Below are 13,773 nucleotides of genomic sequence, written 5' to 3'. Positions count from 1 at the left end.
ATCAGGAACAATCAGCTCCAGTTGTGGTTCTTTCACCATCACCACACCGATACGCCCCGATTGCTCCTTACGTCGCACCTGTCCCCTTCCTCCGCACCGTCCGCCCCGAGGACTCCGATTGCGCCCTTCACTCCGGCCGACCGCACTCGCCCTGCTGATATCGGCAGCCGTCACCGGTGCTCTGTGCCTCTGGGCGGTCGCCGCCGCTCCGGCCTCGGTACGGACCGCGCTCGCATGGGGGGCGGGAGCCGCCGCCGTCCTGCTGTGCGTCGCGGTGACCGTCACGGTCCACACGCTCGCCACCGCCCGCAATCTGCGCGCGCTGCGGGCCGCCGACTCCGAACGCTTCACCGCCGAGACCTCCCGCCTCGTCTCGACCTCCGCCGCCGAGGCGCAGCGCTTCACCGCGGAGACCGCCCGCATCAGAGCGGCCGCGTCCGCCGAGACGGCCCGTGTCACCGCCGAGGCGAACAGCCTGGTCGCCCGTGCCACCTCCGAGGCCGCCGAGCAGCACGAGCGGCTCACCGCCGAGACCGCGCGCCTCACCGCCCGCGCCCGGCGCAGCGAGACCGAGCGCTCCGCGGCGATCTCCGCCTGCGCCAACGCCGCCGGCCGGATGCAGGCCCTGGCCACGAGCATGCTGGCCGACCTGCGCGAGATGGAGCACCGGCACACCGCCGAGGACGTGCTCGGCGACCTGCTGCACCTGGACCACCGCACGGCCCAGGCGGGCCGCCTCGCCGACTCCATCGCCGTGCTGACCGGTGCGCGCTCCGGGCGCCGCTGGGCGAAGCCGATCGTGATGGAGTCGATCCTGCGCGGTGCGATGGGCCGTATCGGCAGCTACCAGCGGATCCGCCTCCACTCGACCAGTGACGTGGCGATCGCGGGCCACGCCGCGGAGGGCGTCATGCACGCCCTGTCGGAGCTCCTTGACAACGCTGCCAACTTCTCGCCGCCCACGGCGGAGGTCCACGTGTACGTCGAGGAGGTCCCGGCGGGCATCGTCGTCACCGTCGAGGACAGCGGCCTGGTGATGAGCGACGTGCAGCTGCGCCGCGCCGAGCGGGCCGTGTCCGCCGACAACCAGGACCTCACGGGCATCTCCGGCACCCGGCTCGGCCTCGCCGTCGTCGGCCGGCTGGCCAGGAAGCACGGCCTCACCGTCTCCTTCCGGCCGTCGGCGCGCGGCGGCACGGGCGCGCTGATGATGCTGCCTCAGGAGCTCATCTCCCGTACACCCACGCCGTCCCTCCCCCAGGAGCCCGCCCGGCACCCCGAGCCGGAGCCGGACCACGCGACGCCGGGCACCGGGAACCGGGCCCCGGCCGGCGCGGCGGCGGACCCGGCCGTGGCCACGTCCCGAGCGGACGAGGCGTCCCGGAGGCCGGAGTCGGAGTCGGAGTCGGAGGCCACAGGCTCCGTCCCCCAGATCGGTGAGAGCGGCCTGCCCAAGCGCCGCCGCGGCCGCACCCTGGCCGCCGCCGAAGCCCGTACAGGCACTGCCACCCCCGGCGGCGCCGAATCCCCCAGGCCCCGTGCCACCGACCCGAAGGTCCAGGCTGCCCGCTTCAGCACCTTCAGCCAGGCGGTACGAGCCAATTCCCCGCACCCGGAAGGCAACACCCGATGAGCGCGACCACCGACGAGAAGCTCAACTGGCTGCTGGAGGGGCTGCTCGACCGCACGCCCGGCGCCCGGCACGCCCTCGTCCTGTCCCGGGACGGCCTGAAGCTGTGCCGTACCCCCGAACTCTCCGTCGACCAGGCCGACCAGCTGGCCGCGATCTCCGCCGGTATCCAGAGCCTCTCGCACGGCGCGTCCATCGAGTTCGGTGACGGCTCCGGCGGCGTGCGGTCGGCGATGACCGAGTTCTACGGCGGCGTGCTGTTCATCGTCGAGGCGGGCGCCGGCGCCCACCTGGCGGTCGTGGCCGCCGAGGACTCCGACGTCGGCCTCGTCGGCCACAACATGAGCGAACTCGTCGAGCAGCTCGGCGAGTACCTCGTCGCCCCGCCGCGCGACCCCGCCGGGCCAGGTGACGCAGCGGCCCCGGCCGCGGAAACCGCGGACGTATGACACCGGTCCCGCGCCCCCGCCCCGGACGCGACGACGATCCGGACCGGCTGTACACCCTCACGGGTGGCCGCAGCCGGTCCGACTCCGCCGCGTTCGACCTGGTGACACTCGTCGTCGCCGAATGCGAACCGAACCCCGGGATGCAGTCGGAGCATGTCGCGATCCTGCGGATGTGCGACAGCCCCACCGCGGTCGTCGAGATCTCGGCCACCCTGAATCTGCCCGTCAGCATCGTCCGCATCATGCTGTGCGACCTGCTCGACACCGGCCGGATCAGCGCCCGCCACCCCCGTACTGCACGTGTCGAGGACCGGCTCCCCGACACCGACACCCTGGAACAGGTGCTCGTTGGACTCCGCAACCTCTGACCGTGCCGCCCTGCAGGCGACGGCCGACAACGGACTGAAGATCGTCGTTGTCGGCGGCTTCGGGGTCGGCAAGACCACCATGGTCCGATCCGTGAGCGAGATCCGTCCGCTCAACACGGAAGAGACCATGACCCGCGCGGGCGAGGCCGTCGACGACCTCGACGGTGTGCATTCCAAGACGTCCACCACGGTCGCCTTCGACTTCGGCCGCATCACGCTCGACGCGCGATCGGTCCTCTACCTCTTCGGCGCGCCCGGACAGGAACGCTTCTGGTTCCTGTGGGACCGCCTCTTCTCCGGCACGCTGGGCGCCGTCGTGCTCGTCGACACCCGGCGGCTCGCGGACTCCTGGTACGCGATCGACCGGCTGGAGCACCACGGCACGCCGTTCATCGTCGCGTGCAACGACTTCGGCGGGCCGCTCCACACCGAACAGCAGATCCGCGAGGCCCTCGACCTGTCCCCCGACGTCCCGCTCGTGGAGTGCGACGCCCGGGACCGCTCGTCCAGCAAGTACGTCCTGATCACGCTGGTCGAGCACCTCCACGCACTCTCCCTGGCCCGTGCGAAGGGCGCCGGAGCGGCGCTCGCGGGCGGCCAGAGCCCTGCGGCGATGACCCCGGAGCGCACCCCGTGACCCAGTGCCCCGTGTCCCACGGTTCCGTACCCCTGTCCGGCCCGCGGTTCCAGACCGACCCCGTGCAGCTGTACCGGGACATGCGCCGCGACCACGGCGCCGTGGCCCCCGTCGTGCTCGACGGCGACGTACCCGCCTGGCTGATCCTCGGCTACCGCGAGCTGCACCAGGTCACCAACGACCCGGTGCTCTTCAGCCGGGACTCGGACCTGTGGAACCAGTGGGAGCAGATCCCGGAGAACTGGCCGCTGCTGCCGATGATCGGGCGCAAGCAGCCGTCGATCCTCTACACGGTCGGTGAGCGGCACACCGTCCGCGCTGCCATGATCAGCAACGCGCTGGAGGCCGTCGACCCGTTCGCGCTCAAGCAGTACGCGGAGGAGTTCGCCGACGATCTCATCGACCGCTTCTGCTCCACCGGCAGGACCGACCTCATCGCCGAGTACGCGATGCTGCTCCCGGCCCGCGTCCTCGCGAAGCTCTACGGCTTCAGCGACGAGGTCGGCGGCCCCCTCGTGGGCGCGCTGAACGACATGATCGACGGCCGCGAGCGGGCGCTGGCCGGACAGCAGCACCTGGGCGCCGCCATGGGGCAGCTCCTCGCCGACAAGCAGGCCGCGCCCGGCGACGACGTCGCCTCGCGGATGCTCCAGGACCCGGGCGGCTTCAGCGTCGAGGAGGTCGCCCAGGACCTCATGGTGATGATGGCGGCGGGCCACCAGCCGACCGCGGACTGGATCGGCAACTCGCTGCGGCTGATGCTGACCGACGACCGTTTCGCCGCGTCGCTCTCCGGCGGCCGGCACAGCGTCGGCGAGGCCATGAACGAGGTGCTCTGGGAGGACACTCCCACCCAGAACGTGGCGGGCCGCTGGGCCTCCCGCGACACCCACCTGGGCGGACGGCACATCCGCGCCGGCGATCTGCTGCTCCTCGGCATCGCCGCCGCCAACGGCGACCCGCAGGTGCGCACCGACGGTTCCGCTCTGACCGGCGGCAACAACGCGTTCCTCTCCTTCGGCCACGGCGAGCACCGCTGCCCGTTCCCGGCCCAGGAGACCGCGGAGGTCATCGCCCGTACGGGGATCGAGGTGCTCCTGGACCGGCTGCCGGACGTGGACCTCGCCGTCCCCGCGGACAAGCTGACCCGGCGTCCGTCCCCGTGGCTGCGCGGCCTGACGGACCTGCCGGTGCACTTCACGCCCACTCCCGCACTTGGAGGCCAGAAATGACCCGGATCGCCCTCGATCCCTTCGTCGCCGACCTCGACGCCGAGAGCGCCGTGCTGCGTGCCGCGGGCCCGCTGGCCGAGGTGGAGCTCCCCGGAGGGGTGCACTGCTACGCGGTGACGCACCACGCGGAGGCCCGCCAGCTGCTCACCGACAGCCGCGTCGTGAAGGACATCAACGTCTGGAACGCGTGGCAGCGCGGTGAGATCCCGATGGACTGGCCGCTGATCGGTCTCGTCAACCCGGGCCGCTCCATGCTGACCGTCGACGGGGCCGACCACCGCAGGCTTCGCACCCTGGTCGCGCAGGCTCTGACGGTGAAGCGGGTGGAGCGGCTGCGTTCGAGCATCGAGGCGCTGACGAACGCCTCCCTGGACCGGCTGGCGGCGCTGCCCAAGGGCGGGACCGTCGACCTGAAGGCGGAGTTCGCCTACCCGCTGCCGATGAACGTCATCAGCGAGCTGATGGGCGTGGACGCGGCCGACCATCCCCGGCTCAAGGAGCTGTTCGAGAAGTTCTTCTCGACCCAGACCCCGCCGGAGGAGGTCCCGCAGATGATGGCGGACCTCGGCACCCTCTTCACGAAGATCGTCGACGACAAGCGCGCGAACCCGGGCGACGACCTGACCAGCGCCCTGATCGCGGCGTCCGAGGACGGCGACCACCTCACCAACGAGGAGATCGTCAACACACTCCAGCTGATCATCGCGGCCGGTCACGAGACGACGATCAGCCTGGTCGTCAACGTCGTGGAGGCGCTCCAGACCCACCCCGAGCAGCGCAAGCGCGTGCTGAACGGCGAGGTCCCGTGGGAGAACGTGATCGAGGAGACGCTGCGCTGGAACACCCCGACCTCGCACGTCCTGATCCGCTTCGCGACCGAGGACATCGAGGTCGGCGACAAGGTGCTGCCCAAGGGTGAGGGCCTGCTCATCTCCTTCGGCGCGCTGGGCCGCGACGAGAAGCAGTACGGGCCCACCGCCGGGGAGTTCGACATCACGCGCTCCCCCAACCGCCACATCGCCTTCGGCCACGGCCCGCACGTCTGCCCGGGCGCCGCGCTGTCCCGGCTGGAGGCGGGGGTCGCCCTGCCCGCGCTGTACGAGCGTTTCCCGGACCTGGACCTCGCCGTACCGGCCGCCGACCTGCGGAACAAGCCGATCGTGACCCAGAACGACCTGTACGAGCTCCCCGTCGACCTGGGCTGATCCCGCACGTCGTTTCCGGGCGCACAGACCGTCCACGGTCCGGAGCGCGCGTCTCATCCGACGGACACGGTCCCCGACCGCTTCCGTGAGGGACTACGCTCCGGACCGTGGCTGACATCCAGATTCCCGCAGACCTCAAGCCCGCCGACGGACGTTTCGGCGCCGGGCCCTCCAAGGTGCGGACGGAGGCGGTCGACGCGCTGGCCGCGACCGGCACCTCCCTTCTCGGAACCTCCCACCGCCAGGCCCCGGTCAAGAACCTGGTCGGCGAGGTGCGTGACGGCGTACGCAGCCTCTTCTCCCTCCCCGAGGGGTACGAGGTCATCCTGGGCAACGGCGGCTCCACCGCCTTCTGGGACGTCGCGACGCACGGGCTGATCGAGTCGAAGTCCCAGCACCTGAACTTCGGCGAGTTCTCGTCGAAGTTCGCGAAGGCCGCGAAGCTCGCCCCGTGGCTCGCCGACCCGACCGTCATCGCCTCGGACCCGGGCACCCACCCGGACCCGAAGGCCGAGGCCGGCGTCGACGTCTACGCCTTCACCCACAACGAGACCTCCACCGGTGTCGCGGCCCCCGTCAAGCGGGTCGCGGGCGCCGACGAGGGCTCCCTCGTCCTGGTGGACGCCACGTCCGGTGCGGGCGGCCTGCCGGTCGACATCACCGAGACGGACGTCTACTACTTCGCCCCGCAGAAGTCCTTCGCCTCCGACGGCGGCCTGTGGATCGGTGTGTTCTCCCCGGCGGCCCTGGACCGCGCCGCGCGCGTCCACGCCTCCGGCCGGCACATCCCGGAGTTCTTCTCGCTGCCCACGGCGATCGACAACTCCCTGAAGAACCAGACGTACAACACCCCGGCGCTGGCCACCCTCTTCCTGCTGAACGAGCAGCTGAAGTGGATGAACACGCAGGGCGGCCTGGACTTCACGACCGGCCGCACCGCCGCGTCCTCGCAGGCCCTGTACGGCTGGGCCGAGGAGTCCAAGTACGCCACCCCGTTCGTCACCGACCCGGCGAAGCGCTCGCAGGTCATCGGCACGATCGACTTCGAGGACGGCATCGACGCCGCCGCGATCGCCAAGGTGCTCCGCGCCAACGGCATCGTCGACACCGAGCCGTACCGCAAGCTGGGCCGCAACCAGCTGCGCGTGGCGATGTTCCCGGCGATCGACCCGGCGGACGTCCAGGCGCTCACCGCCTGCATCGACTACGTGATCGACAAGCTCTGACGGTCACCCGTCCGGAACGGCCCTGCTCACCCCGGTGAGCAGGGCCGTTTCTGCTTCACTCGCCGGGGTGGCGAACGGGGCTCACGACGGAAACCGGACCCCCGCCCTACGATGAGGGTCTCGACACCAGCCGTCCCAGGAGGCCCGCAGTGTCTGCAGCGGCAGTCGAGCACCCCTGTGACGATGAGCCGGAACCGATGCTGGTGACGGCGAACCGTCTCACCGAGCTGGTGCGGGCGGGCCGTTCCCGTCGCCCGTGACACGGACGACGAGCACCGCGACGTCGTCGCGTTGCGGGGCGTCCGCGAGTCCGTGGGAGAGCGCCTCCAGGAGCATCGGCAGGGGCTCGTCGCCGTGCGCCGCAAGGACGGACGCCGTCTGCCGGATGCTCGCCTCGATGTCGTTGTCCCGGCGTTCGACCAGCCCGTCGGTGTACAGCAGGAGGACGCTTCCCGTGGGGAGCTCGTCCGTGTGGTCATGGCGGACGAGGTCGCTGGGGGTGCCGAGAAGGAGGAGGTCGTGCTCGCCCAGGGTGCGGACACGGCCGTCGGGTGTGCGCAGCAGCGGTGGAGGATGTCCGGCGTTGGACCAGGTCAGCCGCCGGCGCCCGCCGTCCTGGTCGAGGCGGGCGTGCACCGCTGTGGCGCCGGGGCCGAGGGGCAGCGCGCCGAAGGCGCTGTCGACCGAGGCCAGAGCGGCCGCGGGTGAGTGCTCGGGATGGCTGAGGGTGGCCTGGCGGAGCATGCTGCGGACCTGGCCCATCACGACCGCTGCCTGGACGTCGTGGCCGATGATGTCCCCGATGGAGAGCATGAGGGCGGGCTGCGGGGCGGCCGGGGGCCCCGGCAGCAGGTAGGCGTCGTACCAGTCGCCGCCCACCATGTCCTGGTCGGTGGCCGGCAGGTACAGGGCGGACATGTCCAGGCCCGGCACGCCCGGCAGGTCCGTCAGCATCGCGGCCTGGAGCTGTTCGGCGATGCTGAGCCGGTTCTCGACGAACAGGGTGCGCTCCACCGCCTGGCTCACGTAGCCCGCGACGGCGGTGAGGGCCGCCCTCTCCGTCACCGCCAGGACGTGGGAGTCCGGCCAGCACCACATCAGCACGCCCCTGCTGCCCGTCAGCGGGACGCACAGCACGGAGCGGAGCCCGAGCGAGTCGTACCCGGCCACGGCTTCGGCGCTGAATCCGGCTTCGAGCGCGTCGTGGTCCGGGACGAAGACGGTGCGCTGTTCGCGCATGGCCCGGGTGCTGGGATAGCCGGCGTCCAGGTCCAGGCGGTCGATGGCGATCTCCACCGGCCGCACGTCGTCCTGGTCGACCACGCGCCACAGTCCCCGGCCGTCCGCGAGCAGCAGGCCCACGAAGGACGGGTCGGCGGGGCCGTGGAAGAGGCGGCGCAGGCGCCGGGTGAGGTCGGTGAGGTCGCGGGAGTGGCCCAGCTCGACGGAGGCGCGCAGCAGGAGGTCGGCGTGGTCGCGGTCCTGCCGGATCTGTTCCGAGGCGATCCGCAGGCGCAGTTCCACCGAGCAGGCCGCGGTGAGGTCCCCGAGGTCCTGCAGCTCGCCCTCGGTCCACTTCCGGGGCCGGTGGTCGATGGCGCAGAGGGAGCCCAGGACGTGCCCGTCGGCGTCGGTCAGCGGCATCCCGGCGTACGCGATCACCTGGAGGTCGGGGATGGCCAGGCTGGCGCAGGTACGCGGATGCGCCCGCGTGTCCTCGAGGATCAGGGGTCGGCCGTCGACGACGACGTGCTGGCAGAAGGAGTGGCTCAAGGGGGTCTCGCGCCGGGCGGCCCAGGGTTCGGCGAGTCCGACCATGCCGGGAAAGACCTGCCGGTCGGCCTCCAGCAGCGAGACCAGCGACACGGGGACACGGAGGAACCGGGTGACGAGCCTCGCGAACCGGTCCATTCCGGGATCGGCCGCCGCTGTGAGCCCTGCGAGCCGCAGGGCTTCCAACCTCCGCAGTTCGCCCACCCCAGGGCCTCCGTCGATCGCTTGGCAGGAGCGGCGGCGTCGTGTGCCGCGTACTGACGAAGGTATAAGACAATTCCTGCCATGTCATGATCAGAGGCCGTTCTCGGAGCCCACCGATCGCCCCGTTCCTCCTGCGGACACGCCCCGCCGCCACCGCACCTCGCCGTCCGCCCGCTCGTCCGTCGGCAGGAGCCCCGCCGCGGTGGCCACGGCGGCGGAGGCGGCGTGGTCCGGGTGGATGTGGGCGACGACGGTACGGACGGCCCCCCGGTCCAGCAGGTGCCGGACGAGGCCTGTCGCCGCCTCCTTCGCGTACCCCCTGCCCTGCCAGGGCGTCCCGATCACCCAGGCCACCTCTGCCCGCGCCCCGCGCACGGTGGCCTGCACATAGCCCGCCAGGCATCCGTCGGCGCGCACCCGGAGCACCCAGTTCCACCAGAGTTCCGCGGGGTCGGGCGAGCCGGCGCTCTGGCGTTCGTAGCGGGCGCGCAGGGCGTCGGCGCCCTCGGGGGCGCCACCGGTGTAGGCGTGGAGGGCGGGGTCGAAGAGGACCGCGGCCATCTCCTCGGCGTGCGGAACGGCGAGCGGGAGCGCGTCGAGGCGGGAGGTGGAGAAGGGCTCGGGGGCCCCGTCGGCCTGCATGGGCGGAGCGTACGCGGATTCCGGCGCGCGGGCCGCTGGAATCCGCGTACGGCGAGCGGCGAGCGGCAGCGTGCTGATCGACGCGGGAGTACAGCCCGAAAGGCCCGGATCACCCCGAATTCATGCACCATGGAATACATGGAGACGATCCGTGAGCTAGAGCCTTTCGTGAAGCAGTACACCGTCCTGCTCAGCAGCCGCAGGCCGGACGGATCAGCTGCCCGTACGCCCGTCAGCATCGCCGTCGAGGGCGACCACGCCTACATCCGCACGTTCTCCTCGGCCTGGAAGGTCGACCGGATGCGCAACCACCCGGTGGTGGAGATCGCGCCGTGCACCGTGCGGGGTGCGCCGACAGGACCGCCCGTGAAGGCCTGGGCGCGACTCCTCCAGGAGGGGTCGAAGGAGAACACCCACGCCGCCCGGACGATGTCCAGGAAGTACCCGGCCCTCCAGGGCGTGGCGGTCCCGCTCGCCCACCGGCTGAAGCGCGACCACACACTCCACTACGAACTGCGGCCGGTCACCGACGAGATCTGAGCGGATCCGCCAGGGTCGGGCCCGTGCGCGGTCACGCAACCGCGGAGCACTCGCCCCCGCGGGATCACTCGCTGTCGAAGTCGGTGCCCCGCGAGACCTTCTCCCACTCGGACAGCTCCGCCCGCACCGAGTCCAGGTGCCCGGCGAGTGCATCGACCGCGTCCCCGCCGAGGGGCAGCCGCAGGGGGGTCTGCGCGGCGTCCAGGGCCTGACGGATCGCCGCCGCCGCCTTCGCGGGGTCGCCCGGCGCGTCACCGCCGCCCGCCCGCACCATCTGCCGGGTCCGGCCCGCCGTCTCCGCGTAGGCGGGGATCTCCTCGCTGAAGTACGCCGCACCCTGGCCGAAGAGGTTGGTCCTGAAGCCCCCGGGCTCCACGATCAGCACCTTGATGCCGAAGGGCCGGACCTCGTCGATCAGCCCCTCCGAGAGCTGTTCCAGCGCCGCCTTGGTGGCGCTGTAGGCGGAGAAGCCGGCGAACGACAGCTGACCGCCCATGCTGCTCATCATGACGACCGATCCGCTTCGCCGCTCCCGCATGCTCGGCAGGAGTGCCCGGGTCAGCCGGGCGGGCCCGAAGACGTGCAGGTCGAAGAGGGCGCGCAGCTCCTGCTCGGTGGTCTCCTCGAACGCCCCGACCTGGGTGCGCCCGGCGTTGTTCACCAGGACGTCCACCCTGCCGTAGCGGGCCAGGACATCCGCGGCGACCTCGTCGATCCGCTCACCGTCGGTGATGTCCAGGGTGACCGCCTCGACCTGGCCGGGGTGGGCGGCGACCAGGTCGTCCAGGGCCGAGGTGCGCCGGACCGCCGCGATCACGGTGTCACCCGCGGCGATCGCGGCTTCCGCGATGGCACGCCCGAAGCCGCTGTTCGCTCCGGTGATCAGCCATACCTTGCCGTCGTTCACGCTCATGATGGACTCCCTCGTCAGCCGCCGCCCGGGAACTCCCCGCCGGCACGACCCATCCTTCGCCCGGAAGCAGGGGCGCGTCCAAGACCTCCTGTGATAGCCATGGGTTATGGACGTCCACGGGCGCGATCTCCGCTACTTCACCGCGGTGGCAGAGGAGTTGAGCTTCACCCGGGCCGCCGAGCGGCTCTTCGTCTCCCAGCCCGCGCTGAGCAAGCAGATACGGATGCTGGAGAAGCAGGTCGGCGCCGAACTCTTCGACCGGGACCGGCGCACGGTCCGGCTCACCGGCATGGGGGAGGCGCTGCTGCCGCACGCCCGGACGGTGCTGGCGGCCTGGGAGGCGGCGGAGGGAGCCCTGGAGGCCGCGAAGGCCTCCGAGCGGGACACCCTCACGGTGGGGATGTCCACCAGCCCCGGGCGCGGGCTGCTCCCTGCCCTGCGGGCCCGCCTCACCGCCCGCTTCCCCACGGCCCGTCCGGTGTTGCGGCAGGTCAACTGGGCGGATCCGACTGCTGGGTTGGCCGACGGATCCTGCGATGTGGCGTTCGTTTGGATGCCCTTGCCCGACGCCGAGCGCTTTCGCTGGGTGGTGGTGGCGCGTGAGCCGAGGCTGATCGCGCTGCCGGAGGACCATCCGCTCGCGGTACGGGCATCCGGGGACGGGACGGCCGACTTCGCGGACCTCCTGGACGAGCCCTTCCTCTCCCTGCCGCCGGATGCCGGACCGATGCGGGACTACTGGCTGGCCCTGGACGCCCGGGGCGGCCGGGAGCCGCGGATCGGTGGAGTGGTCGCAAGCGCCGAGGAGACCCACGAGGCCGTGGCCAACGGCGAGGGTGTGGCGCTCCTGGCGTCGGGAAACGCCCCGCTGATAGCCCGGGCCAACGTCGTCTGCCTGCCGGTCCGGGGGGTCAGCCCGTCGGAACTGGCGGTCGCGGCGCGCCGCGACGACCGTCGGCCGCTGGTCCGCGCCTACCTGGACGGTGCGGAAGAACTCGCCGCCGGAACGGGAACACGCGCCGGCCGGTGACCGGCGCGGGAGAGCCCTCCGCACACACGCACGGGACGGCGCACGCCGACGGGGAGTGTCGGAGTGCGCCGCCCTGCGGTGGTGCGGGCCCGCTGCCCTACTTCGGGTCGCGCTTGAACATCGAGGTCGACCAGTAGTAGCCGAGTCCGGTGAGGACGAGGGACCAGGCGAGGGCGAGCCAGCCGTTGTGGCCGATCTCGGTGCCGAGGAGGAGGCCGCGGAGGGTTTCGATGGCGGGGGTGAAGGGCTGGTACTCGGCGATGGGCCGGAACCAGCCGGGCATCGCCTCCACCGGGGTGAACGCGCTGGAGATGAGCGGCAGCAGGATCAGCGGCATCGCGCTGTTGCCGGCCGCCTCCACGTTCGGGCTGGCCATCCCCATGCCGACCGCGATCCAGGTGAGGGCCAGGGCGAACAGCGCGATCAGCCCGAAGGCGGCGAGCCATTCCAGGACGGTGGCGTCCACGGAGCGGAAGCCGATGGCCACACCGACGGCGCCCACGAGGACGACAGCGGCGACGGACTGCAGGACGCTGCCGACGACGTGCCCGATCAGCACGGACCCGCGGTGGATGGCCATGGTCCGGAAGCGGGCGATGATCCCCTCCGTCATGTCCATGGACACGGACACCGCGGCACCCACGACGGCGCTGCCGATGGTCATCAGCAGGATGCCCGGGACGATGTAGGCGATGTAGTCGGACCGGTCCGTGCCGCCGATGCCGGCGCTCATCACGTCGCCGAAGATGTAGACGAAGAGCAGCAGGAGCATGACCGGGGTGAGCAGCAGGTTCAGGGTCATCGACGGGTAGCGCCGGGCGTGCAGGAGGTTGCGGCGCAGCATCGTGGACGAGTCGCGCACGGCGAGGGACAGAGCACTCATCGGACTTCCGCCTTGGGCTGGTCGTGGTCGGTGGTGGTGAGGGCGAAGAACACGTCGTCGAGGTCGGGGGTGTGGACGGTCAGTTCGTCGGCCTCGATGCCGGCGGTGTCGAGGCGGTCGAGGATGGAGCGCAGTTCGCGCTGGCTGCCGTCGCTGGGGATCTGCAGGGTCAGGGACTCGTCGTCGTGGGTGACTTCGCCCAGGGAGGTGGTCGCGGAGCGGTAGGCGGCGGGGTCGGTGAAGCGGAGGCGGACGTGTCCGCCGGGGATGAGCCGCTTGAGTTCGTCGGCGCTGCCCTCGGCGGCGATGCGCCCGTCGTGGAGCACGGCGATGTGGTCGGCGAGTTCGTCGGCCTCCTCCAGGTACTGCGTGGTGAGGAAGACGGTGACGCCGTCGGTGACGAGCTCGCGGATGATGCCCCACATGGTGTGACGGGCGCGGGGGTCCAGGCCTGTGGTCGGCTCGTCGAGGAAGATGATCCGCGGACCGCCCACCAGCGTCATCGCGATGTCGAGGCGGCGCTTCATCCCGCCCGAGTAGCTCGCGGCCGGCTTCTTCGCCGCGTCCACCAGGTCGAAACGCTCCAGGAGTTCGGCGGTCACCCGCCTGCCCTCGGCCCTGGACAGGTGGTGCAGGTCCGCCATGAGGAGCATGTTCTCCTCACCCGTGATCAGCCCGTCCACGGCCGAGAACTGACCCGTCACACCGATCATCGCCCGCACCGCGTGCGGCTCGGCGACGAGATCGTGACCGCCGACCTGGGCCTGTCCGCCGTCCCCGGAGATCAGGGTGGACAGGATCTTCACGACCGTCGTCTTGCCGGCCCCGTTCGGCCCGAGCAGCGCGAACACCGACCCCGCCGGGATCCGCAGGTCGACACCGTCCAGGACGGTCCTGTCACCGTAGGACTTCCGCAGACCGACCGCGGATACGGCGGCCGTCCGTGGGCGGTCGTCACCGTTTCTAGACATGGGCATGACAGAAAAAGGCATGAGGTCCTCCGTTTGGGGGCTGACGTGGGCGGGAGCGCGCTGGTCGTCG

Annotated in this window: 14 protein-coding genes and 1 pseudogene; 10 read left to right on the top strand and 5 right to left on the bottom strand. The window is 71.5% G+C overall.

What is annotated here, in order from left to right:
• Positions 1-118: 118 nt before the first annotated feature.
• The 8 genes and pseudogenes from ACFUNE_RS13740 to ACFUNE_RS13705 form a co-directional block, all read left to right on the top strand.
• Positions 119-1,633, top strand: a complete 1,515-nt coding sequence (locus ACFUNE_RS13740; protein WP_383566037.1) for a sensor histidine kinase — start codon at positions 119-121, stop codon at positions 1,631-1,633.
• Positions 1,630-2,079: a roadblock/LC7 domain-containing protein gene (locus ACFUNE_RS13735; RefSeq protein WP_383566035.1), complete on the top strand. Its 450-nt coding sequence runs from the start codon at positions 1,630-1,632 to the stop codon at positions 2,077-2,079. Before ACFUNE_RS13740 ends, ACFUNE_RS13735 begins: the two co-directional genes overlap by 4 nt.
• Positions 2,076-2,447: a DUF742 domain-containing protein gene (locus tag ACFUNE_RS13730; RefSeq protein ID WP_329231576.1), complete on the top strand. Its 372-nt coding sequence runs from the start codon at positions 2,076-2,078 to the stop codon at positions 2,445-2,447. Before ACFUNE_RS13735 ends, ACFUNE_RS13730 begins: the two co-directional genes overlap by 4 nt.
• A complete protein-coding gene (locus ACFUNE_RS13725; RefSeq protein WP_383566033.1) occupies positions 2,428-3,084 on the top strand; it encodes an ATP/GTP-binding protein in 657 nt (218 codons plus the stop codon). Before ACFUNE_RS13730 ends, ACFUNE_RS13725 begins: the two co-directional genes overlap by 20 nt.
• On the top strand, positions 3,081-4,316 hold the full coding sequence (locus ACFUNE_RS13720) for a cytochrome P450 (protein WP_383566031.1): 1,236 nt from the start codon (positions 3,081-3,083) through the stop codon (positions 4,314-4,316). Before ACFUNE_RS13725 ends, ACFUNE_RS13720 begins: the two co-directional genes overlap by 4 nt.
• Positions 4,313-5,521 carry a cytochrome P450 gene (locus ACFUNE_RS13715; protein WP_383566029.1) on the top strand — a complete coding sequence of 403 codons (1,209 nt, stop codon included), beginning with the start codon at positions 4,313-4,315 and terminating at the stop codon, positions 5,519-5,521. The genes ACFUNE_RS13720 and ACFUNE_RS13715 overlap by 4 nt, the downstream gene beginning before the upstream one ends.
• Before the next feature lie 107 nt (positions 5,522-5,628).
• On the top strand, positions 5,629-6,747 hold the full coding sequence (serC, locus tag ACFUNE_RS13710) for a phosphoserine transaminase (RefSeq protein ID WP_383566027.1): 1,119 nt from the start codon (positions 5,629-5,631) through the stop codon (positions 6,745-6,747).
• 149 nt (positions 6,748-6,896) lie between these two features.
• Positions 6,897-6,974, top strand: a pseudogene (locus ACFUNE_RS13705) (Uma2 family endonuclease); the annotation flags it as partial.
• Here ACFUNE_RS13705 and ACFUNE_RS13700 read toward each other — a convergent pair.
• Both ACFUNE_RS13700 and ACFUNE_RS13695 read right to left on the bottom strand, forming a co-directional pair.
• Positions 6,967-8,724, bottom strand: a complete 1,758-nt coding sequence (locus ACFUNE_RS13700) for a GAF domain-containing SpoIIE family protein phosphatase (protein ID WP_383566025.1) — start codon at positions 8,722-8,724, stop codon at positions 6,967-6,969. The pseudogene ACFUNE_RS13705 and the gene ACFUNE_RS13700 overlap by 8 nt on opposite strands.
• Before the next feature lie 90 nt (positions 8,725-8,814).
• Positions 8,815-9,366 carry a GNAT family N-acetyltransferase gene (locus ACFUNE_RS13695; protein ID WP_383566023.1) on the bottom strand — a complete coding sequence of 184 codons (552 nt, stop codon included), beginning with the start codon at positions 9,364-9,366 and terminating at the stop codon, positions 8,815-8,817.
• 138 nt (positions 9,367-9,504) lie between these two features.
• On the opposite strand from ACFUNE_RS13695, the gene ACFUNE_RS13690 reads away from it, so the two are divergent.
• Positions 9,505-9,906 carry a PPOX class F420-dependent oxidoreductase gene (locus ACFUNE_RS13690; protein WP_383566021.1) on the top strand — a complete coding sequence of 134 codons (402 nt, stop codon included), beginning with the start codon at positions 9,505-9,507 and terminating at the stop codon, positions 9,904-9,906.
• Between the two features lie 64 nt (positions 9,907-9,970).
• Here ACFUNE_RS13690 and ACFUNE_RS13685 read toward each other — a convergent pair whose 3' ends face one another.
• On the bottom strand, positions 9,971-10,819 hold the full coding sequence (locus ACFUNE_RS13685; protein ID WP_383566019.1) for an oxidoreductase: 849 nt from the start codon (positions 10,817-10,819) through the stop codon (positions 9,971-9,973).
• 106 nt (positions 10,820-10,925) lie between these two features.
• On the opposite strand from ACFUNE_RS13685, the gene ACFUNE_RS13680 reads away from it, so the two are divergent.
• Positions 10,926-11,849: a LysR family transcriptional regulator gene (locus ACFUNE_RS13680; RefSeq protein WP_383566017.1), complete on the top strand. Its 924-nt coding sequence runs from the start codon at positions 10,926-10,928 to the stop codon at positions 11,847-11,849.
• A gap of 97 nt (positions 11,850-11,946) precedes the next feature.
• Here the strand turns inward: ACFUNE_RS13680 and ACFUNE_RS13675 are convergent, their stop codons facing one another.
• Positions 11,947-12,732, bottom strand: coding sequence for an ABC transporter permease (locus tag ACFUNE_RS13675; protein WP_383566015.1), 786 nt, complete (start codon positions 12,730-12,732; stop codon positions 11,947-11,949).
• Positions 12,729-13,724 carry an ATP-binding cassette domain-containing protein gene (locus tag ACFUNE_RS13670; protein WP_383566013.1) on the bottom strand — a complete coding sequence of 332 codons (996 nt, stop codon included), beginning with the start codon at positions 13,722-13,724 and terminating at the stop codon, positions 12,729-12,731. The genes ACFUNE_RS13675 and ACFUNE_RS13670 overlap by 4 nt, the downstream gene beginning before the upstream one ends.
• Positions 13,725-13,773: the final 49 nt, after the last annotated feature.

Origin of the sequence: Streptomyces sp. NPDC057287, assembly GCF_042667905.1 — a bacterium.
GTDB lineage: Bacteria > Actinomycetota > Actinomycetes > Streptomycetales > Streptomycetaceae > Streptomyces.
Note: the sequence above shows the minus strand (reverse complement) of the source record. Positions and strands in the feature narration are given on the sequence as shown.

Bases quoted from the DNA above. Each gene is read 5' to 3' on its own strand.
- ACFUNE_RS13680 (WP_383566017.1), top strand. From the start codon at position 10,926: ATGGACGTCCACGGGCGCGATCTCCGCTACTTCACCGCGGTGGCAGAG.
- ACFUNE_RS13675 (WP_383566015.1), bottom strand. From the start codon at position 12,732: ATGAGTGCTCTGTCCCTCGCCGTGCGCGACTCGTCCACGATGCTGCGC.
- ACFUNE_RS13685 (WP_383566019.1), bottom strand. From the start codon at position 10,819: ATGAGCGTGAACGACGGCAAGGTATGGCTGATCACCGGAGCGAACAGC.
- ACFUNE_RS13735 (WP_383566035.1), top strand. From the start codon at position 1,630: ATGAGCGCGACCACCGACGAGAAGCTCAACTGGCTGCTGGAGGGGCTG.
- ACFUNE_RS13730 (WP_329231576.1), top strand. From the start codon at position 2,076: ATGACACCGGTCCCGCGCCCCCGCCCCGGACGCGACGACGATCCGGAC.
- ACFUNE_RS13715 (WP_383566029.1), top strand. From the start codon at position 4,313: ATGACCCGGATCGCCCTCGATCCCTTCGTCGCCGACCTCGACGCCGAG.
- ACFUNE_RS13695 (WP_383566023.1), bottom strand. From the start codon at position 9,366: ATGCAGGCCGACGGGGCCCCCGAGCCCTTCTCCACCTCCCGCCTCGAC.
- ACFUNE_RS13690 (WP_383566021.1), top strand. From the start codon at position 9,505: ATGGAGACGATCCGTGAGCTAGAGCCTTTCGTGAAGCAGTACACCGTC.
- ACFUNE_RS13670 (WP_383566013.1), bottom strand. From the start codon at position 13,724: ATGCCTTTTTCTGTCATGCCCATGTCTAGAAACGGTGACGACCGCCCA.